Source organism: Xenorhabdus sp. TH1, assembly GCF_037260955.1.
GTDB classification, from domain to species: Bacteria; Pseudomonadota; Gammaproteobacteria; order Enterobacterales; family Enterobacteriaceae; genus Xenorhabdus; species Xenorhabdus griffiniae.
Genome location: NZ_CP147734.1, coordinates 2,705,774 through 2,727,050 on the forward strand (window position 1 = coordinate 2,705,774; position 21,277 = coordinate 2,727,050).

The 21,277-nt window shown below is 43.8% G+C and carries 14 protein-coding genes; 9 read left to right on the forward strand and 5 right to left on the reverse strand.

The features are described 5' to 3' along the window. Positions 1-62: 62 nt before the first annotated feature. Together dinB and WDV74_RS11895 are read right to left on the reverse strand one after the other, a co-directional pair. A complete protein-coding gene (gene dinB, locus WDV74_RS11890; protein WP_338882991.1) occupies positions 63-1,118 on the reverse strand; it encodes a DNA polymerase IV in 1,056 nt (351 codons plus the stop codon). Between the two features lie 176 nt (positions 1,119-1,294). After that, positions 1,295-2,503 (reverse strand): transposase, encoded by a 1,209-nt coding sequence (locus WDV74_RS11895; RefSeq protein WP_338882992.1) that lies wholly within the window; start codon positions 2,501-2,503, stop codon positions 1,295-1,297. 22 nt (positions 2,504-2,525) lie between these two features. Here WDV74_RS11895 and tnpA point away from each other — a divergent pair, with 22 nt between their 5' ends. Beyond that, on the forward strand, positions 2,526-2,942 hold the full coding sequence (tnpA, locus tag WDV74_RS11900; RefSeq protein ID WP_338885605.1) for an IS200/IS605 family transposase: 417 nt from the start codon (positions 2,526-2,528) through the stop codon (positions 2,940-2,942). A gap of 128 nt (positions 2,943-3,070) precedes the next feature. Here tnpA and WDV74_RS11905 read toward each other — a convergent pair whose 3' ends face one another. Beyond that, positions 3,071-5,113: a choline transporter gene (locus WDV74_RS11905; RefSeq protein ID WP_338882993.1), complete on the reverse strand. Its 2,043-nt coding sequence runs from the start codon at positions 5,111-5,113 to the stop codon at positions 3,071-3,073. A 209-nt stretch (positions 5,114-5,322) separates the two neighbouring features. Between WDV74_RS11905 and betI the strand changes: the two genes are divergently transcribed. Genes betI through betA form a run of 3 tightly spaced genes read left to right on the forward strand, consistent with a single transcriptional unit; the run spans position 5,323 to position 9,131 of the window. Continuing rightward, positions 5,323-5,919 carry a transcriptional regulator BetI gene (betI, locus tag WDV74_RS11910; RefSeq protein ID WP_273558931.1) on the forward strand — a complete coding sequence of 199 codons (597 nt, stop codon included), beginning with the start codon at positions 5,323-5,325 and terminating at the stop codon, positions 5,917-5,919. A 26-nt stretch (positions 5,920-5,945) separates the two neighbouring features. Further along, positions 5,946-7,424, forward strand: a complete 1,479-nt coding sequence (gene betB / locus WDV74_RS11915; RefSeq protein WP_338882994.1) for a betaine-aldehyde dehydrogenase — start codon at positions 5,946-5,948, stop codon at positions 7,422-7,424. A 27-nt stretch (positions 7,425-7,451) separates the two neighbouring features. After that, complete coding sequence (gene betA, locus WDV74_RS11920) at positions 7,452-9,131, forward strand: choline dehydrogenase (protein ID WP_338882996.1); 1,680 nt, start codon at positions 7,452-7,454, stop codon at positions 9,129-9,131. A 136-nt stretch (positions 9,132-9,267) separates the two neighbouring features. On the opposite strand, the gene WDV74_RS11925 is transcribed toward betA, so the two are convergent. After that, positions 9,268-9,750, reverse strand: coding sequence for a YtxH domain-containing protein (locus tag WDV74_RS11925; protein WP_338803308.1), 483 nt, complete (start codon positions 9,748-9,750; stop codon positions 9,268-9,270). 209 nt (positions 9,751-9,959) lie between these two features. On the opposite strand from WDV74_RS11925, the gene WDV74_RS11930 reads away from it, so the two are divergent. Both WDV74_RS11930 and WDV74_RS11935 read left to right on the forward strand, forming a co-directional pair. Beyond that, positions 9,960-12,263, forward strand: coding sequence for a TonB-dependent hemoglobin/transferrin/lactoferrin family receptor (locus tag WDV74_RS11930; protein WP_338882998.1), 2,304 nt, complete (start codon positions 9,960-9,962; stop codon positions 12,261-12,263). A gap of 111 nt (positions 12,264-12,374) precedes the next feature. Then, positions 12,375-12,878 carry a sigma-70 family RNA polymerase sigma factor gene (locus WDV74_RS11935; protein ID WP_338883000.1) on the forward strand — a complete coding sequence of 168 codons (504 nt, stop codon included), beginning with the start codon at positions 12,375-12,377 and terminating at the stop codon, positions 12,876-12,878. 440 nt (positions 12,879-13,318) lie between these two features. On the opposite strand, the gene WDV74_RS11940 is transcribed toward WDV74_RS11935, so the two are convergent. Then, the gene (locus tag WDV74_RS11940; protein WP_338883001.1) at positions 13,319-13,624 is read right to left on the reverse strand and encodes an RHS repeat domain-containing protein; all 306 of its coding nucleotides are present in this window, start codon (positions 13,622-13,624) and stop codon (positions 13,319-13,321) included. 341 nt (positions 13,625-13,965) lie between these two features. Between WDV74_RS11940 and WDV74_RS11945 the strand changes: the two genes are divergently transcribed. The 3 genes from WDV74_RS11945 to WDV74_RS11955 are packed head-to-tail and all read left to right on the forward strand — an operon-like array spanning position 13,966 to position 21,163. Next, complete coding sequence (locus WDV74_RS11945; protein ID WP_338883003.1) at positions 13,966-14,463, forward strand: hypothetical protein; 498 nt, start codon at positions 13,966-13,968, stop codon at positions 14,461-14,463. A gap of 60 nt (positions 14,464-14,523) precedes the next feature. After that, the gene (locus tag WDV74_RS11950) at positions 14,524-20,310 is read left to right on the forward strand and encodes an RHS repeat-associated core domain-containing protein (RefSeq protein WP_338883004.1); all 5,787 of its coding nucleotides are present in this window, start codon (positions 14,524-14,526) and stop codon (positions 20,308-20,310) included. Further along, positions 20,303-21,163: a hypothetical protein gene (locus WDV74_RS11955; RefSeq protein ID WP_338883005.1), complete on the forward strand. Its 861-nt coding sequence runs from the start codon at positions 20,303-20,305 to the stop codon at positions 21,161-21,163. Before WDV74_RS11950 ends, WDV74_RS11955 begins: the two co-directional genes overlap by 8 nt. The last annotated feature ends 114 nt before the right edge of the window (positions 21,164-21,277 follow it).

Genomic DNA, 21,277 nt, shown 5'->3' on the forward strand with positions numbered 1-21,277 from the left:
AGAAAATTATATTGCCGCTCCCCTGCCATCTTGTTTGTGGGGGAGATTGCGTCCTTTACACCTTACCATTCCAATAAAAGCTGCCGCTCCAGTTGTGGATTTTGTAACGTCACCTGCAACCCAACCAGCCTGACTCCCCGCCCTTCCCTGCGTGTTTCCCAAGCCTGCTTTGCTATTTGAATCAGATCGCGTTTATCCAATATGGGATGGACATGTTCCTGTGTTGTCAATTGAAAATCGTCAAACTTTAATTTGATACCTTGACGAGCTATGCGGAGATCGGGTTTTACCTTTTCCAATCGTTTTTTCAGTTCAGGATAAAGTTTTTCAATGAGTTCAACACATTCATGCCATTCATGGATATCCTGTGCCAAAGTTTCCTCCACCCCAACGGACTTACGCAAACGTTCTGGCGTGATCTGTCGTTCATCAATACCATGACAACGCTGCCAAAGCGTCAAACCAAACTTACCTAAACTTTTTATTAGTGCCAGCTTGTCATAACGCTGCACGTCAGAACAGGTCGCTAACCCCATGTCTGACAACCGCTTAGCGGTAACCTTTCCAACACCGGGAATTTTGCATAATGCCAGCGACTTGATAAAAGTTTCAACTTGTTCAGGAGAGATAACATATTGCCCATTGGGTTTATTGATATCAGACGCTATTTTGGCTAAAAACCTCACTGGTGCTACACCAGCCGAGGCCGTTAACTGCAATTCATCAAAAATGACCTGACGGATTTCTTGAGCAATCAACGTGGCGGAACCGTGACAATAATGGCAATCCGTCACATCCAGATAGGCCTCATCTAAAGAAAGTGGTTCGATCAACTCAGTGTAACGGGAAAAAATTTGACGAATATGTTGAGACACTTCTTTATAATGCGCCATTCTGCCAGGGATGACTTTCAATTGAGGACAAAGTCTTAATGCCGTAGCCGTAGACATCGCACTATGCACCCCGAAACGGCGGGCAAGATAATTTGCCGTACTAATGACGCCCCTTCGATCAGCGCTTCCCCCGACAGCAATGGGAATATTACGGAGTGATGGATTATCCCGCATTTCAACGGCAGCAAAAAAGCAATCCATATCAATATGAATAATTTTGCGCATCTGATCTCCTCACATCAAAATACTGTATAAATATACAGAAAGAGATCATGAAACTCTAGTCAATTTTTCAGCAAAACTTCAACGAACGGATTTCTTCGAATGTAAACAGGCATTCGACTCCCGCCAGGATGAATTGACATCCTCCCCGCCCTAAAGGACGGGGATTCCTACAGCGTTCAGACCGAAGCCTGACTCACCTCGGTGGGTTCCTGCTTCAACGGGCGGTCTGACTGCACCATCCCTCCACAGGCAAGCACGGCATGTCCTGCCGCTAAAATATTACGTGCGGCGTTTACATCCGCGTTCGCGGTGTAGCCGCATACCTGACACACGAATTGACTTTGCGTCTGACGGTTTTCTTTCGCCGTATGACCACAGCAGGCACACCGCTGGCTGGTGTATGCCGGAGGTATCGCCACTACCTGACCACCGCGCCAGAGCTGCTTGTACTCAAGCTGACGGCGCATTTCATGCCAGCCTTGATCCCGTATCGAGCGGTTCAAGCCTGATTTGCCTCTGACGTTTCTTCCGTGCTTCTCTGCCGTGCCTTTTGCCGATTTCGACATGTTACTGACCTTCAAGTCTTCAATGACGATCATCGCGTGGTTTTTGCTGATTTCACTGGTGACTTTGTGAAGGTAGTCGCGCCGGATATTGGCAATGTGCGAGTGCAAACACTGGATTTTCCGTTTTTGTTTCTGCCAGTTTGCGCTGAATTTTACTTTGCGACTCAACTGCCGCTGGAGTGTTGCCAGCTTACGTTGGTTTGCTTTGAAGCTGCTTACTGGCTGATATACCGTGCCATCTGAAAGCGTGGCAAGTTTTGTTACTCCGGCATCCAGTCCGACCATTGATTCTGCATTGTGAGCAGGGTCAGTCACTTCGTATTCAGTCTGGATACTGACGTACCATTTGCCGCATGACTGGCTGACCGTGACGTTTTTCACTTCGCCAATGACTTCACGGCTGTTGCGATAGCGTATCCACCCTAACTTTGGCAACGAGATTCGACTGTTGGGCTGATCGAGCTTCACGCCCTGCGGGTAGCGGAATGAGTCATGTTGACCACGTTTTTTGAAGCGGGGGAATGCAGCCCGCTTCTGGAAGAAATTTTTGTAGCCGCGCTCCAGATCTTTCAGTGACTGCTGCAACGGTTGCGAGGGAGATTCTTTCAGCCATTGTGTTTCAGGTACGGATTTCCACTCAATCAGCCATGAAGCCATTTTGGTGTAAGGGAGATATTTATTCCCTGCTGCATGGTTCTCATTCTGGAGTGCCAGTGCACGGTTAAAAACGAAGCGACAAGCCCCTGCGAAGCGTCGCATATCGCGCTCCTGCTGACCATTTGGTCTTAACTGGAATTTGAAGGCTTGAAGTCGTTTCATGACTATCATTATACTTTGGTCTATGACAAAAGAAACTGATAGTCGACGCGGAAGACACGGTGTTTTCCTGATGCACGTCCACTTGGTATTCGTCGCCAAGTATCGACGAAAGATATTCGATCTTGATGCCATCGAAAAGCTACGCAGCTACTTTAGCAGCGTATGTGCTGATTTTGGTGTTGAACTGGTTGAAATGGACGGCGAATACGACCACGTGCATTTGCTGATCAACTCCCCGCCAAAGCTCGCAGTATCGAATCTGGTCAACAGTCTTAAAGACGTTTCCAGCAGGCTGCTTCGGCGTGACCGTCCAGATATTGCTCTACGCTATTACTACAAAGGCGTTCTGTGGACACCGAGCTATTTTGCAAGCAGTTGCAGAGGTGCGCCGATCTCGATCATCCGGCAATACATCGAGCAGCAGAAAACACCAGGTTAGTCGGAAAACCGCGCCTGATAAAATCATTCTCTGTTTTAATAAAAAATCGCCTGTCATTTCAGATAACACAGGCGATTTTTTATCATTTACTCTTATCCTTTACTCTATTTCGCTTATCTTCCTGCCAATTAACCTCCACTGGGAAAAATCAATGTTTGCCCCGGAGCTTCTCGGTTCAGGTGAATAAAATTCAGATGTTTTTCATAGTGATCAAGAATATCGCTAATGATTTGCTCTTTCGTATAGTCCATCAAATCATTACCCTGTGTTCCTTCCATCAGAAAAGTCTCCAACCGATAATAGTGAGACTTGCCCGCTCTCGCCCGATAGGTAAATCCAGGTACAGAATAGCGTTGCGGCCAGATTTGATAGATAAAATTCTGTTCATCCCCTAAATCAACAATTAATTCTAGTGGATTCAGCCGTTTGTTCTCTTTAGCTGGCAGTGCATTAAACTGCACTTTCGCACCACGTACAACTAACTCTTTAGCCACTTCTAACATCGCGGGACGGCACACCATATCCAGCATTCGCTGAGTGTTTTTCGTACCAGGAAAGTGCATCATACGGCTCAAACGCTGCTTCCAATTCAATGAGCCATTGTCATGCATAAGAGTGGGGGAGGTATTTTGCAGCGAGCTGGCTTTACGGAAATCCTCTACCCGCAAAGACTTATATAGCCCCGCCATGACAAAGAAGATCACAAAACTAAAAGGTAGCCCCATGATAACCGTGGTATTTTGCAAAGCAGGAATACCATCCGTCATGAGGATACCCAGCGTTAATACACCGATTGCCACCGACCAAAAGATACGCAACCAATTCGGTGCATCATTATTGATATCACTTAGATTAGAGGTGAAATTTCCCAGCACTAACGAACCAGAATCCGCCGACGTGACATAAAACAGCAATCCGGTAATGGTGCCCACAGAAGCACTGAACGTGAATGCCGGATAAAGTGCCAGCAAACGATAAAAACCTTGTTCTGGGTGTTGTAACACGGTTTCCGCCAACTGGCGATTACCATGCAGAATTTCATACAACGCACTGTTACCAAAAATCGATAGCCACAGCAGTGTAAAAACAAATGGAATGACTAATGTTCCCATAACAAACTGGCGAATCGTTCTGCCACGGGAAATGCGCGCCAGGAACAGCCCTACAAACGGCGACCAGGCCACCCACCATGCCCAGAAAAACAGAGTCCAGTTATTCATCCATTCAGTGGGGCGTTCAAAGGCAAAACTGTTCAGCGTCATACCCATAAAACGGCTGATATAATCCCCGACGTTCTGCACTAATCCGTTAAGCAGGAATTCGGTATCGCCCATAAACAAAATGAATAAAACCAAGCCAAGAGCCAGCAGGACATTCAATTCAGACAAAAATCGAATGCCTTTGTTTACGCCGGAAGTTACGGAGATAATGGCTATCCCCACAGATAATAGTATCAATCCACCCTGGATCCCCAATCCTTGCGGTAAGTCGAAAAGAACTTTCAGACCATAATTCAACTGCACAACCCCAATTCCCAGCGTCGTTGCAATACCAAAAATGGTCCCTATTACTGCCGCAATATCCACCGTATGACCGATTAATCCTTTAATGCGATCACCAAAAATAGGATAAAGTGCCGAGCGGATAGTCAAAGGCAAATTATAACGATAACTAAAATATCCCAGTGCAATTCCCATCAAGGCGTACATAGACCAGCCCGTCAGGCCATAATGGAACAGCGTCCACACCATCGCCTGACGAGCTGCTTCAATAGTTTCCCCTTGACCCGTTGGTGGCTGCATATATTGCGTGACAGGTTCAGCCACCGAGAAAAACATCAAATCAATGCCGATCCCAGCGGCAAACAGCATCGCCGCCCAACTTAGCAAACTGAATTCCGGCTTAGATTGTTCCGGTCCCAATTTGATTGAACCAAAACGGGAAGCCGCGACAAAAACAACAAACACAATGTAAAGCGTCGCAGCCAGTAAATAATACCAACCGAAAGTTTTAGACACCCAATTCAGTGTATTTTTTATCCAAATACTGGTTGCATCTGTGAAAAAAATAGTGAACAGAGAAAATGCAATAATCAGTCCGGCAGAGGTAAAAAAAACGACAGAATTCAGGGTGTCCTTCTGGGTGTTTTTTGGACTGTCTTGTGTATTCATAGGCAGTTCCTGAAATTAATAGCATTAAAACAGATGAAAAACATAATTCATATAACAGTTTGAATTAAATATAAAATTTAAGATACCTTAAACAAATTCACTCCCTCATTGTAAAATTATTGTGATAAAACATATTTAATTTTGATTGAACATTCAATTAAAAAAAAGTTTAATACTGTCCGAATAATTGATTTTCTGAGCATAAAATCATGCCAAAAATTGGAATGCAGTCGATAAGAAAACAACAACTCATTGATGCAACATTAATCGTTGTGAATGAAGTGGGAATGCAGGAAGCAACTATTGCACAAATAGCCCGAAAAGCGGGGGTTTCCAACGGAATTATCAGCCACTATTTCAAGGACAAGAACGGCCTATTAGAAGCGACCATGCGTTATCTATTGCATCAGTTAAAAATAGCTGTCGCACGCCGATTACGCTTGCTAGATAACGCAACCCCCACGCAAAGGTTGAAAGCCATTGTCGAAGGGAATTTTGATACCAGCCAGATCAACAGCGCAGCAATGAAAACCTGGTTGGCATTCTGGGCAAGTAGCATGCATCAACCAAAGCTGTATCGGTTACAACAAATCAATGAGCGCCGTTTGCATTCCAATCTTTGTGTTGAATTTAAACGTGCCATGCCAAAAGCAGAAGCTCGGCTAGCTGCACAAGGTCTTGCTGCATTGATTGACGGCATTTGGCTGCGAAGTGCATTAAGCAAGAAGCCTTTTGATATAGCAGGGACATTCAAAATTACTATCGATTACATCGAACAGAAACTCGGAGCATCTGATAAGTTCTGACTTGGATAGACGCTTAAGGAGAATCTATGACCTATTTTGGATTACAAAAACTTTATATCCACGGTGCTTATGTTGATAGTACCAATCCTAATAATACAATTTTTGACGCAATTAACCCAGCTAATGGTGACGTTATTGCTCAATTTCAGTCTGCAACAAAACAAGATGTTGATTTAGCAGTCGAAAGCGCCCATAAAGGACAGCAAATCTGGGCAGCCATGACCGCGGTGGAACGTTCACGGATCTTACACAAGGCGGTGAATATCTTGCGTGAACGCAATGATGAACTGGCTGAATTGGAAACACTGGATACCGGTAAACCCCTTGCTGAAACCCGGCAGGTTGATATCGTCACAGGTGCCGATGTACTGGAATACTATGCGGGATTAATTCCAGCCCTTGAAGGCCAGCAGATCCCATTACGTGAATCTTCTTTTGTGTATACACGCCGTGAACCATTGGGTATCGTAGCAGGCATCGGCGCATGGAACTACCCTATCCAAATTGCCCTGTGGAAATCAGCACCCGCACTGGCTGCCGGTAATGCCATGATTTTTAAACCAAGTGAAGTCACCTCTCTTACCGCTTTGAAGTTGGCTGAAATCTACACCGAAGCCGGTTTGCCTGATGGTGTTTTCAATGTGTTGACCGGAGCCGGCCATGAAGTCGGACATTATCTGACTGTTCACCCTAAAATCGCCAAAATGTCTTTCACCGGCGGTATTGTGACCGGCAAAAAGGTGATGGCAAATGCTTCCGCTTCTACCCTAAAAGAAGTCACGATGGAATTGGGTGGTAAATCTCCACTAATCATTTTTGATGATGCCGATCTGGATCGCGCTGCTGATATTGCCATGATGGCCAACTTTTTCAGTTCAGGTCAGGTTTGTACGAACGGGACACGGGTCTTTGTCCCCAAGGCACTGCTTCCACCGTTTGAAGCAAAAATTCTTGAGCGTGTTAAGCGCATTCGAATTGGCTCACCTCTTGATCCCAACGCTAACTTTGGTCCGCTGGTAAGTTTTCCACACATGGAGTCCGTTTTACGCTATATCGAAAACGGTAAAAACAGCCATGCCCGCCTGCTGTGTGGTGGTGAGCGTCTGCTGGAAGGCGAATTAGCAAAAGGGGCGTTTGTTGCACCGACAGTATTCAGTGACTGTACCGATGATATGTTGATCACACAGGAGGAAATCTTTGGGCCTGTGATGTCTATCTTGACTTATGAAACGGAAGATGAAGTCATTGCCCGAGCCAATAATACCCATTATGGCCTGGGTGCAGGATTAGTCACCAAAGATCTCTCCCGCGCACATCGTGTGATCCACCGGCTAGAAGCTGGGATCTGCTGGATCAATACCTGGGGAGAATCCCCGGCAGCCATGCCTGTCGGTGGCTATAAACATTCTGGTGTTGGCCGGGAAAATGGACTGGCTACACTACAAAATTACACACAAACCAAATCAATACAGGTGGAATTAGGCAATTTTGAATCCCTATTTTAATCCACGCCTGAAACAGAGGAGATAACAATGGTTTTTGATTACATTATTATCGGTGCTGGTTCAGCGGGTAACGTGCTTGCAACTCGTTTAACGGAAGATACCAATGTGACGGTCCTGCTGCTGGAAGCCGGTGGACCTGATTACCGGTTCGACTTTCGTACTCAAATGCCAGCGGCGCTGGCATACCCCTTGCAGGGAACCCGTTATAACTGGGCTTATGAAACCGATCCCGAACCCCACATGAATAACCGACGCATGGAATGCGGGCGCGGTAAAGGGTTGGGGGGATCTTCACTTATCAATGGCATGTGTTACATCCGTGGCAATGCACTGGATTTTGATCATTGGGCAACCCAGGCAGGGCTGGAAGACTGGACTTACCTTGATTGCCTTCCCTATTTTCGCAAAGCGGAGTCAAGGGATATTGGCGCAAATGACTATCATGGTGCCGACGGGCCTGTCAGTGTCACGACACCCAAAGCAGGAAATAATGAACTCTTTCATGCAATGGTAGAAGCAGGTGTTCAGGCGGGTTATCCCGTTACTGACGATCTGAATGGCTACCAGCAAGAAGGCTTTGGCCCTATGGATCGTACCGTTACCCCTCAAGGACGCCGCTCCAGTACAGCCCGTGGCTATCTGGATCAAGCTCGTTCACGCGCCAATCTCACCATCATGACTCATGCGTTAACGGATACCCTCGTCTTTGAAGGAAAGACGGCTGTTGGCGTCAATTTTTATCAAGGCCATAGCTCAACGTTAACCCAGGCAAAAGCACGTAAAGAAGTTTTACTCTGCGCTGGTGCCATTGCATCGCCACAGATTTTGCAACGTTCAGGTATTGGTCCCGAAGAAGTATTGAACGAGCTTGGTATTTCTGCTGTGCATGTCTTGCCTGGTGTTGGACAAAACCTGCAAGATCACCTTGAAATGTACTTGCAGTATGAATGCCTCAAACCCATTTCCCTTTATCCCGCATTGAAATGGTACAACCAACCTCAAATTGGCGCTGAATGGCTATTCAAAGGAACAGGTATTGGTGCCAGCAATCAATTTGAAGCCGGTGGCTTTATTCGCACCGATGAAAAATTTGCCTGGCCAAATATTCAGTTTCATTTCCTGCCTGTTGCCATTAATTACAATGGCAGTAATGCCATCAGCCAACATGGTTTTCAGGCTCATGTTGGCTCTATGCGTTCTCCAAGCCGTGGTCGGGTGAAAATTAAGTCGCGAAACCCACGTCAGCATCCCAGTATTTTATTTAACTACATGTCAACAGAACAGGACTGGCAAGAGTTCCGCGCGGCTATTCGCATTACGCGGGAAATCATGGCACAACCTGCGCTGGCGCCTTATTGTGGACGTGAAATCAGCCCAGGTGTTGAAAATCAGTCAGATGAACAGTTGGATGCCTTTATTCGTCAACATGCTGAAACCGCATTTCACCCCTCATGCAGTTGCAAAATGGGGACAGACGAAATGGCAGTTGTGGATGGTCAAGGAAGAGTACATGGCATTGAAAACCTACGTGTTATTGATGCTTCTATTATGCCAACCATTATTACCGGTAATTTAAATGCCACAACAATCATGATGGCTGAGAAAATAGCTGATAACATCAGGGGAATCTCTCCTCTGCCACGCAGTCAGGCAAAATATTATGTTGCCAATAATTCCCCTGTCCGCCAATCGGTCAAAAATAGTTAATCAATTCATTCTCACAAAAATTAGATAAATCACTAATACGGGAAATTGAGATATTCAAGGAATACTCATTTTTCCCGTATTTATATTACTCACAGTGATTATTATCTTATTACGATATTAAATTCAAAGTCATAAATTACTTTTCCTCTTTTTTATCACTGTCATCTTTAACATCATGACCTTTAAGACGATTGATTAAGTCATCTGCCTTTTTATCAGCCTCAGACTTTATTTCTTCCGTCTTCGATTTCATCGTATCTGAAAGCTGATCGAGTTTATCATTAGCCTGATGCCGGATATCATCCGTTTTCGCTTTCATCACCTCCATCACATCATTCGCTGTTTTAGTTGCTTGACTCTGTATATCTGTCGCAGCTTCCTTTGACTTATCAATCAAACTATGGCCTTCGCGCGAAGCATTTTCCTTTATCTCCTGTGCACTTTTTTTCGCATTATCCATTATGCCCGTGGCCGTTTTTTCAGCATCAGTTGTCTTTTGTGCTGCGCTTTCTTCAGTTTGCTGAACCGGATCTTCCGCTTTTTTAGATGCGTCATCACAGCCAGCGATCAAGGCTACGATAGCAGCCAAGATCAGAGAACCAAGGATCTTTTTTTTCATTGACGAACCCCTTTGTACGTAAGGAAATTGAACTTAAATTTCAATGCCAAAAATCTCACTACCCATGGGATAAATCTCATCATCGTATGGTATGCTTCCCAAGATCATATGCAAACAAAAATAATTCTCATTTTTATTTACCTTTTTTGGTTTCTCAGGTGACTTATTACTTTGAATAATATTTCACTTGATCACGTTTCAGGAAATTTATGGCAAATAATAGTCAAAAATTAGAAAAACGCCCAATCGCTACCATGGTTCAGAAAATTTTAACCGGTACATTAGTATTGGGAGCGGCATTCTCCAGCGCTGTTTACGCGACCACAGATCCCAAAGAACAAAAATCAGAAAAGAAAAATGAGGTGATAATATTACCCACACTTTCCGTTGTTGAAAGTTTGCGCAACAGCACCAGTGCGGGAAGTTCTGTGCTCAAAAAAGCGGATATTGACCGTACCCAAGCCGATAATATTGCCCAGTTACTCGACCAGCTTCCTGGTGTTTCAATGTCAGGCTCTCCACGCCCTGGTGGGCAAACACTGAATATCTGGGGGATGGGCGACCAGGAAGATATCAAAATCACGTTGGACGATGCGCCAAAAGGATTTGAAAAATATATGCAGGGTTCTGTCTTTATTGAGCCTGAATTAATCAAACGAGTCGAGGTTGATAAAGGGCCACACAATTTACTTAACGGCAATGGTGGATTTGGTGGTTCGGTCAAACTGGTGACAAAAGAAGCGAACGATTTACTGCGCCCCGATGAAGATTGGGGGGGTTTTGTCAAACAAAGCTACCACACAAATGACAGACAGTGGATCAATAGTGGCGCACTATACGGCAGGGATCCCGATGGCTTTGCCGATGGGTTGCTCTATGTGAGCAAGCGAAATGGGCACAATATTAAACGCCCTGATGGCACACGTTTTAAGTTTTCACAAAATAACCAAATATCTTATTTATTGAAAACCAACTTTTATCCCAGTGACGCTCATACGATTAGCCTGTCCGCAATGCGATCTGAATCGGATGGTTGGCAACCCTGGGCGGCTAACCGTGATGAGATGGCCGTTCCATCAGCCGCTGATATAAAGAAATACGGTTTGGATGGTGCCTGGAAAAGAAAATTGGTCTTTCGTGATCAACTTGATCAGAACTACACTGCCAAATGGAATATCGCACCAGAAAATAACCCGTGGTTAAACCTGACGATGCTCTATGCCTATTCCAAAACCAAGCAAGACGATACTCGCCCAGAAAATGCTTCCTCCTATTTTAGTAGCTCAATGGGTAATAAAAGCTGGGTTGATTACACCGATAATCTGGTTGATATCAACAACAAAAGCGTATTCTCAACCGGTATGATTAAACACGAATTACTGGTGGGAACCCGCTGGCATAAAAACGAACGCAATGTGCTGATGTTCAATAAGGACAAAATAAAAAACAAAAACTATAACTATGGTTATTATCAACCAGGCTATATGCCTGCTGGCGATCAATTCGCTTACAGCTTCTATATGCAAGATTCCCTGAAGATAGGCAGCGTCACCGTCACACCGGGTGTTCGTTATGATCATGTCAAAAATAGGGGTAAAAAAAATAACGCGCCACTGTATAACGATACATCGCCAGAAGCTAATCATGACTATAGCAGTGTAACCTATACCGGCTGGTCACCCCATTTAGGCATTCTGTGGCAAGCAAATAAAAACCTTTCATTGTTTGCAGATATCAGCCGCACATGGCGTGCACCAATAGTTGATGAACAATATGAAGTACAAGGATTAGGTAACCTTAAAGGTTCCAGCCGCGATCTTGGCGTTGAACGAATGGCAGGAGTACGCCTCGGTGCAATTCTCGATTTCGATAACTTAATACTTGAAGAGGATAGCCTGCAAATCCGTACCACCTTATTCCGTAACCGTGGTAAAGATGAGATCTTTAGAAGACGTGGTATTTACTGTGAAGCCCAACTTGATAGTGGATCAAGTAATTTATGTGGAACATCGTTGGGAAATTACCGCAATTTACCGGGATATACGATTGAAGGCTTAGAAATAGAAACGTTCTACGACAGCTCCACACTGTTTGGAAAATTATCGTTCTCTACCATGCGTGGGCAACGTGACGCTTCTCCACGTGATCCGTGGTTAGGGCATAAAACCTGGATTGCGGAAATACCGCCAACTTCTGCCCATGCCATGTTAGGGTTTAAAATTCCGCAATGGCAGATGGCAATGGGATGGAAGGGTGATTTTATCCGCAAACAAGATCGCTCCCCTATAGATGGAGATCCAAAAGCAGATTCTTGGTCACTACTTAAAAGCAAGGGCTACGCCCTGCACGGCTTGTTTGCAAGCTGGCGTCCTTCTTTTATAAAAGGATTTGAAGCACGGGTCACTGTCGATAATCTGTTCAACCGTGATTACTATCCGTACCTGGGAGCGCCAGAAGAGACGATTTCAGGTATCGGCCGGAATTACAAATTCAGTATCTCACAGCAATTCTAACTGACACGTTCCTAACCCTCTTAACCTAAAGAGGGTTAGACTGCATTGACTTCCGCATAGCAAATACAAATAATAACCATTATTAGTTACATCCCATCAGGCAATATCATTATGGCGGTGCAAAAAAGCACATTTAAGCACAATCAAATCACCCAGAAACTCTATACCGATTATCATCACTGGTTACGCAACTGGATCAGACAAAACAGCGCTTGTCCCTATCAAGCTGAAGATCTCGTCCATGAGGTTTTCATCAAATTGATGCAATCTTCGGATCTTGAAAATATCCACCAGCCAAGAGCCTTTTTAATGACGATAGCGCGCAGAACCCTCTCCAATTACTGGCGCAGGAAAAAACTGGAAGACCATTATCTGGAATATGTCAGTGAACAACCTGAAATCTCAGCAAACTCTTCTGAGAATCAACTTATGCTGTTAGAACAGCTAGAAAAAATAGATGAAACATTGGATGAACTTCCGGCAAAAGTCCGACAAACATTTCTGCTTATCCAACTCCAGGGCTTACGTTATCAAGAAGTTGCGGAAAATTTGGGTATCTCAATAAGCTCGGTGAAAAACTATTTACACCAAGCCCACAGGGAATGTCATTTTTGATACGCATTGAGCGTAAACGTCCGGTGATCTCACCTTGTTCCGTCCATTCGGCTCCTGCACGCTACGGATTCTGATTTTTCATTTCGAGACCCCATCATGCTTTTAGGCGGTGGGTTGAAAACCAGGTCTGGAATTCGTTCGTAAATCAAACGAAATGTCTGTTAATGGTCTGTTCTGAATAGCTTCACTGAGTAATTCAAGGTTCAAATCGGTCGTAAAAGCAGACCGAATGCGCTTTGGATGCTGACACCGCACCATTTTCGGGACGTTTATCATAATGAATTCAATAAGGCATAATCGTCATTTGTAAAACTCTATACGCATTAAACTTCAAGTCGCAATTTACAACACGATATGGAGCCTGATTTCTCCCCGCTTCGCGGGGGAGAAATCACACGCATCTTGAAGTTAGATTGGTATATAACCAATATCGTTTTCTCCTATTTTTGCTGTTTAGTTGATGTCGAGAGACGATTCCCTGCAGAGTCATAGTCATATTTATTTGTACTGACCTGCTCTGTTGTATCTGAAATCAGACGCCCAAGACTGTCATAGGAATATGTGATAGTACTCTGTATTTCGGTATCTTGTGTTTCAGTACCTTGTATTTCTATATTTTGTAGTTCATTACTCTGAATTTCAATCATATTAGCCTGAAGCGATGGAACAATCATAAAATTTATCAAGATAAGTACCATGAACATTACTATGGTTATAATAGATCTTTCCTGGCTATTTTTTAACATATTATGCATCCTCCCAAAAGAATATTTTATTTAAAATAATATCAGTAACATATATTTTCTAAAGTACATAAAATCAAATTTTCAAATAAATCTTTAACGAAAAACATTTCGCACCTGCTTTAAACAATCAATGAAACAACAATAAAATTCACCGTGATATCGTCATCTTGGTTTTAATTTAATGATGCTTGCCTAATTTTTACATTAGCAAAATATCATTAGATGTCAGCGGATATATATATTTTGAAAAACATATTCATTTACATTTCAGAATTAAAATTCAAATCTTTAATGGAATATATTTTATCTTTTTTTAAAAAAATTTTTTGGAGGATACCAATATGTTTCAAAAGTTATATCAACTCCCATTTTGTTTAGGGATGCTCTTATTGACGAGTTTGGGCAATAACGCTTTCGCTGAAACCGCCACAAGCTCGGAACCCCCTACAGTTGGCATGCTGAATATGCCACCTGTCACACCGCAAGAAGCCGCTGAATATCTTAACAAACGTGTTGTTCCGCCTTCTTCTTTGCCCCGACATACGAAAGCAGAGAAATATTTCAACGCGCAGGAATATGCCGAAAAAGAAGGTAGAGTAAGGCTCAATGTTGATGCAATATTGGGTCATGAACCACCCGCAGGGACGATGACAAAGTATGGCTTCAAACGTGCGGATTTAGCGCCCAAATCTTCCTCGGTAATAAAACGTTCAGAAAATACCGACGCTCAAGAAACCACCACAACAGTCATTATCAAAAAAAACCAACCCTCGCCTGCGCAGATTACGACTATAGAACTGCCTGAAATTCGTGCAAATAAAGAAATTTTAACTAAATAAATGTTGCCATGAATGTATTTTATTCTGCACTCGGCAGTTTTTTAACAAGGATTGCTTATCATGAATAAACTTCTTAAATTCTTGTCCCAAATTTCATTCGCTTTATTCGTTTTTCTCGTCTCTTTCGCCAGTCTTGCTTCAACAAAATCCCCATTTCAAGCAACATCAAATCTTACTAATACCTTAGCTTGTACACCACCGCCAGCCGATCCGGAAATCAGGGATCTCGCACGTGCTCTTAATTACAGTCTCGATCTAATTTATGAATATGTCTATTACGGTATTGATTACTCGCCGACATTCGGCCTGAAGAAAGGCCCATTGGGTACTTTCCTTGATCGGCGAGGCAATAATATGGATCAGAATACCCTGTTTGTCACACTGTTGCGCCAGTCCTGTATCAAGGCGGATTATCGCTATGGTGTCTCAACTATCCCTGCTGAAATGATAGCCAATCTGCTTGGTGTCGAAAATAATGCTACCCTTTTGGCCAATAACCTTGGAAATAGTGGTATCCCTGCCTGTGTAAAGATAGAAGGTAACGAACAGTGTGTTAAGACTGGTGGACAGGCAAAAACAGTTAACCTTCAGCATGTTTGGACAGAAGTCACGTACGACGGTAAAACCCATCAACTGGATCCCTCATTTAAATCGTATCAACACTTTACACCCATCAATGTGGCATCAATAATGGGCTTCGACAAACAGGAATTTTTGACTGCTGCAGCAAAAGGCGCTTCTTCCATTCCCGGTGTACCTGCCAATATTAATTCGATCAGAAATCTGAATAGAGACAATATCCGGGCAAAACTCAATGCCTACGCAGAAATGCTCGCCAATGAAATTGGTAAAAAATACCCCGACAAATCCATGACAGAGATTTTTGGTGGACGCAAAATTACAAACACAAATTATCTTACATCTTTTTCTGCTAACGGTAGTACCCTTTGTACAGAAATAGAAACTTGTTTACCCGTACCGAATACGCTTAGGAGCGCTTTTACAGTAAAAATTTCTGACTCACCATCATCTCCTGCTTCTATCAATATGACGTTTTACGCCGATCAGATATCAGGCAAGCGTCTGACTTTAGACTACAATAACGCCAATCAGCCCGTTTTGACATTGAATGGCACTGTTATTGCTACAGGAAGTACAACCAAAACAGAAACACAACTCATCACTACAACACTGTCAACCCCCTATGTCGCTAGCTATGATAACTATTCAGGACGAAATGTTGTCAAAACAGGTGGGACCTATTCCATTATTCTGGCTGCCGGCGAAATTGGTCGTGACACACTCACCCATTATCAAAATACAGCCGTTAGAGCACAGGCTGCAGGAAAAGCCGATACATCTGAAGCAGTATTAGGGGCGGGTCTTGCTGCTATCGGATATGCTTACTTGAGCCAGTCCCACAGTTCGGATTTGCTTGCCGCCAATCTTGGTGGTTTTAATAATAAGCACCACTTTACAGTAGGGGTTGCCGGATATAATGGGAGCGTCTATGTGGATTTTCCCGTTCAGCTTGTAAGTAATTCAGGTAAAACGCTCTCTTTTTCTCCCGATGATCTTACAGGCATTGCATTCAACAGCGCCATTCGTCAAAGCTCTCTGGAATCCAGCAGTGTCAAACAGCTTCAGGAAGTCGAGGCGATTTCAACCACGCGCATGTTTGATTATTCCAACACAAGCGGCATCGGCTTTCTTGAGGCCACTTTGCCAAACTGGTCTTCTGTCAAACCCCTCCTGGTTAACTGGGATGCTTCATCTCTTGCTGATATGGAAGCGTATCTAACAGAAAAAGGAGGAGATAATCGTAAAGTTTTTGTACCACAAAATGGTTCACGCACAGTCAATGCCTGGAGTGGAAATGGTTATTACCTACAGGAAAATGACAGAGCAAAACCAAAAAATTCCATCGCATATAAAATCAGTGGCGGGTTTAAAGGCGGTTTTGCCTCTGAAAAAAGATCCTGGATGAGCGATAAATGGAATATGGTCAAGGCAAGTGCTCAATCAGCCTATCAGGCTTTCAAGAGTGTTGACCCTATCGATCTTCGTAGCGGTTATTTTCTTTACGATCACGAGGATATTAGTACAGGGTCTGCCACCTATCCTTTCGGGTTGACACTCACCCGTAGCTATAATTCTGGTCAAAAAAACACAAAAACAGCGCTTGGCTATGGATGGCGTCATAATTTCATGCTAAGCGCCAAACGTGACAGTGACCCTTATGAAGCCTTCGGGCAATATAACCCCTTAGCAGCCGTGACATCCATTGTTGCCACACAGGTTATACAAGATCTGGAAACCGATCCGACGCTGACTAATACAGCAATTTCCTCGATTATTGGCAGTTGGTTGATGGATCAGTTAGTCGATAATGCCATTACCGTTCAAACGAACGAAGGAACACGAAAATTTATTAAAATTCCGACTGCCTCTGGAGGTGTTACTTTTGTTCCCCCGCCCGGTGATGGCTCAACCTTGATCCTCGGAGAGGGGAATGCCGTTACCATCACAGACAAAACAGGTGTTGTCACACGCTTTGATAAAGAAGGGGATATTCAGTCCTGGGAGGATAAAAACAAAAATACGGTGACCTTTACCTATTCAGGTACAGGAAAAAATAAAAATTTAATAACCGTTTCCAATGGCATGGGGCGAAAACTTGAGTTCTCCTATAGTGGCAATAATCAGTTAACATCGGTTTCAGACGGCTCTCGTTTAGTCAGCTATGGTTATGACGGAAATGATAACCTGCTAAACTTTCAAAATTCGCTTAACGCCATCTATCGCTATGGTTATGAAGGGTTAGGTCTGCTCACGACTATGTATAACCCTGCCTTCCCTGAAACAACTACCGTCAGAAATACTTACGATAATTCAGGGCGCATCCAAACTCAGGCTGACCCTTTTGGCAATCTCTGGCATTACCTCTTTGCCAATGAGACCCGGACACAAGAAACAGATCCTCTCGGTCATAGTCGCGTTATTTATTATGACAGAAATGGCAACATGTTAGCTGACTTTAACCAAACAGGAGCTGCAACACGTTATACCTATAACGGCATAGGGCTGCGTACACAGGTTGTTGGTCCTCGCGGTTTATCAGAAAGTTTTACTTATGATGATAAAGCCAATATTTTAACAAAAACCATTTCTCCAACGCCACAATCTGTCGATGCTATAACCGGAAAACCTGCCGAGCCAATTACCGAAAAATGGACCTATTCCGCCCTTTCCCTGCCACTCACCCATACTGATTTTTTAGGTAGAGTGACAAAATATGACTATGACGGACAAGGCAATCTTATTCGAATAACGCAACCTGAGGTCTCAAAACCCGGCATAGATGGCACACATTCCCCCATAACCTTGACCTCCTATAACGCCCAGGGTTTACCTTTAACGACAACCGATCCAGAAGGACGCGTAACCCAAAATACCTATGACCCGCAATCGCTTGATCTCATTTCAACAATAGTCGATCCGGGAACAGGGCATTTAAACCTGACCACAACCTATGCTTATGATGGTGCTGGCAATAAAACAGAACAAAAAGATCCAAAAGGTTTTACAACCCACTACCTTTACGATACTGAACGCCGTTTGGTGCAAGTGACTGCTCCACAAGGCCTTGGCATTACACAATATGTTTATGATGCCAATGGCAACCTCAGTGAAACAAAAATTGCAACCGGTGATGCTGAATCGCCCTTTCTTATCACAAAAACACAATATAATGAAGCCAATAACCCACTTATCGTCACTGAGCCGGATGGCAAAACAACGACGACAGCTTATGATGCCTTAAACCGTGTGGATACAGTCACGTCGTCATCGGGACGGCGTACCCGCACAACCTATGATGCTGCTTCACGCCCCGTCAAGATTATTGATGAAATTACCAGTCATCATGATGCCTCTATCACGAAAAATCTTGGTACGGTTGTACGGGAAACCCGCAGCTATACCCCGGGTGGTCTTCTCGCAACACTAACTGATGCCAACAACAATACAACCCTCTATAAATATGACGCCTTTGAACGCCAATCTGAACGCCATTACCCTGATGGCTCTTATGATATGTATGTGTTCAATGCTGTGGGGAAAGATATTGTTTTTCAGCGTCGCGATGGAAGCCAAATCTGGTATGAATATGATAATCTTGACCGAATCATAAGCAAAAAACCGGATAATCAGTCTGTTATCCATTATGAATATGATTATAGCGGGCGAATTCTCTCCCTTACCCCCAGCGCCAATCCGGAGTTTGCCGTTTCTTACACTTATGATACGGCAGGAAGAACCCGCTCTGAAACAACAGCAATATTCGGCACTACGCAATTCACGCTTGATAATAATGGCAACCGTTTTTCCATGGCGCTGCCCTCCCTTGCCGGTGGACTGAATGTTTCCAATGTTTATGATGCCTTGAACCGTATGACAGGGGTTTATCAAGGCCCGCCAACAGCCGCAACCCCCCTTGTTCACTATGGCTATGATCCGGCAGGCAGGCGTATTGTTGCGATTTACGGTGATCTTCAACAGCCCCTTGCAAAAAAGGAGCTAGCGTATAATCAGGCAAGCCTGCCTACAACGATATCCCATCAGTGGAATGGCTCGCAGCTAAACATCGGTTATCAGTACAACGCTGATCGCCAGAAAACGCACGTAAGCCTGTCAGATAAAAGCTTTGCCCCCGCGGCATTACCCGACTCAAGTCAAACCTATAAGAGTAACAATCTTAACCAATATACGGCTGTCAATGACTCCGCGCTTGAATATGATAAGCGTGGCAATCTGATCAACGATGGGGTTTGGGGTTATCGATATGACACGGAAAACAGGCTGGTTAGTGCTGAAAAAGCCGATATAAAGATTGGGTTTGGTTATGATGCACTGAGCCGGCGTGTGATTAAAAAGGTCCTCAAAGATAATGTCGTCACCACTTATGTTTATCTCAGTATCGGTGATCAGGAAATGGCGGTGTTCAGTGGTACCGGCACACCCGATTTTAGCGGTGCCTATATCTATGGTGCCGGGCTTGATGAAGTGGTTGCTGATATTACAGCGCGTGGCCATAATTTTTATTTTCAGGATGCGTTAGGCTCGACCATTGCCCTTACCAATGCGCAAGGTGAGGTAATAGAAAAACACGGCTATACTGCTTATGGGTTAGAGAGTGATCCCGGTAATGCGGCTTTCCGCTTTGCCGGTCGGCGTATTGATCCTGAAACCGGCCTGTCTTACAACCGGGCACGCTATTACTCTCCCGCTCTGGGCCGCTTTTTGCAGACTGACCCCGCCGGAACAGAGGATGGCCTGAACCTCTATGCCTATACCGGCAACGACCCCGTTAACCTCGTTGACCCGACAGGACAATGGGGGGAGACTGCAAGTACAGTTCTGGATTACATACCTATTGTTGGTGGAGCTAAAGGGATCTACGAAGCCTACCAAGACCCGACATGGACAAATATTGCGGCGGCAGGTGCTGGAATTTTCGGGCCTCCCGGAAAAGCGCTTGGAAAAGGCGGGAAGGCGATAGTAAGCTCACCAATCGTTGAACGTGGAACGCAGGGTATCTACGAGTTTATTGGTAAATCTGGTAAAAAATATGTCGGCCAGTCATCCAATATTCCAAAACGTCTTGAGCAGCATTTACGTTCCGGTAAGCTACCGGCTGGCAATTCAGTCACAACTACGCCTGTTCCCGGAGGAAAACTACAAAGGGAAATTGCAGAACAAAGAAGAATAGAAGAACTTGGGATTGATAACCTAGAAAATAAGGTTAACCCAATTGGTCCAAACAGAAGGCATCTAATGAATGATTAAATCTGACATCACCTATGAAAAAGGGCAATATGGTATTTTGGCCATTATACGCTCGGAATGGAATAAAAGAGTAGAAGAGGATATCTTAAGAAAAGGTTGTACCGAGATTGAGTTTAATCACGCAAAAGGTTGGAAACGGGGGGGGGATGAACTCCCCTCGCTTGAGGCATTTCCTGACCTTCTCGGAGTATCTGTCACAGAATTGAATATTGAATCTGTTGATTCAATCCATTCATTAAAAAAATTACGTTATTTAAAGATTTTTACATACTGTAACACTCCAATACGGTTTGAAAATTTTCCAGATCTTGAAAAATGCAGTATTGAATGGCGAAAAAAATCTGACAGCCTGTTTGAATGCCGAAAATTAAAAGATCTTTTTATTAATAAATACCCCTATGATGATTTAAAGCCACTGCAATTATTAACCAAACTTGAAATACTGGGTTTGCTTAACTCAAGGCTGAAATCTTTTGAAGGAATGGAATATCTAAAAAACATCAGGAGATTACGCATTGCCAATTTAAGGGGTTTAACGTCATTGGATGGTATAGAGCACCTATTAAAACTGGAACAGTTGGATATAAACACATGTAGAAAGATTACCCATATCAATCAACTGGAAACGCTTGAAAACCTGAAAGAGGTTTTTATCAATAACTGCAATGAGATTGAATCCCTCAAGCCTTTAAGAAACCTAAAAAAGCTTGAAAAGGTTCTCTTTTATGAATCCACCAATATTGTTGACGGTGACTTATCACCATTGCTGGATCGTAATCCCCCTTTGACTGCGGTCGCATTTATGAAACGCAAGCATTATTCCCATAGTTGGGATGATTTTAAATGTAACTGATTGGGTTACGATTTTGCCCGCTATTAACGCTGAGAGAATCTCATAAGTCAGTGCTAATAGCGGGCTTTTTATATATGTACTAATGAATTAATAATTCCAGCTAAACATCGGTTA

What these genes read in the sequence shown, in the direction of transcription:
- dinB (WP_338882991.1), bottom strand. Translation starts at nt 1,118, where the DNA reads ATGCGCAAAATTATTCATATTGATATGGATTGCTTTTTTGCTGCCGTT.
- WDV74_RS11895 (WP_338882992.1), bottom strand. Translation starts at nt 2,503, where the DNA reads ATGAAACGACTTCAAGCCTTCAAATTCCAGTTAAGACCAAATGGTCAG.
- tnpA (WP_338885605.1), top strand. Translation starts at nt 2,526, where the DNA reads ATGACAAAAGAAACTGATAGTCGACGCGGAAGACACGGTGTTTTCCTG.
- WDV74_RS11905 (WP_338882993.1), bottom strand. Translation starts at nt 5,113, where the DNA reads ATGAATACACAAGACAGTCCAAAAAACACCCAGAAGGACACCCTGAAT.
- betI (WP_273558931.1), top strand. Translation starts at nt 5,323, where the DNA reads ATGCCAAAAATTGGAATGCAGTCGATAAGAAAACAACAACTCATTGAT.
- betB (WP_338882994.1), top strand. Translation starts at nt 5,946, where the DNA reads ATGACCTATTTTGGATTACAAAAACTTTATATCCACGGTGCTTATGTT.
- betA (WP_338882996.1), top strand. Translation starts at nt 7,452, where the DNA reads ATGGTTTTTGATTACATTATTATCGGTGCTGGTTCAGCGGGTAACGTG.
- WDV74_RS11925 (WP_338803308.1), bottom strand. Translation starts at nt 9,750, where the DNA reads ATGAAAAAAAAGATCCTTGGTTCTCTGATCTTGGCTGCTATCGTAGCC.
- WDV74_RS11930 (WP_338882998.1), top strand. Translation starts at nt 9,960, where the DNA reads ATGGCAAATAATAGTCAAAAATTAGAAAAACGCCCAATCGCTACCATG.
- WDV74_RS11935 (WP_338883000.1), top strand. Translation starts at nt 12,375, where the DNA reads ATGGCGGTGCAAAAAAGCACATTTAAGCACAATCAAATCACCCAGAAA.
- WDV74_RS11940 (WP_338883001.1), bottom strand. Translation starts at nt 13,624, where the DNA reads ATGTTAAAAAATAGCCAGGAAAGATCTATTATAACCATAGTAATGTTC.
- WDV74_RS11945 (WP_338883003.1), top strand. Translation starts at nt 13,966, where the DNA reads ATGTTTCAAAAGTTATATCAACTCCCATTTTGTTTAGGGATGCTCTTA.
- WDV74_RS11950 (WP_338883004.1), top strand. Translation starts at nt 14,524, where the DNA reads ATGAATAAACTTCTTAAATTCTTGTCCCAAATTTCATTCGCTTTATTC.
- WDV74_RS11955 (WP_338883005.1), top strand. Translation starts at nt 20,303, where the DNA reads ATGATTAAATCTGACATCACCTATGAAAAAGGGCAATATGGTATTTTG.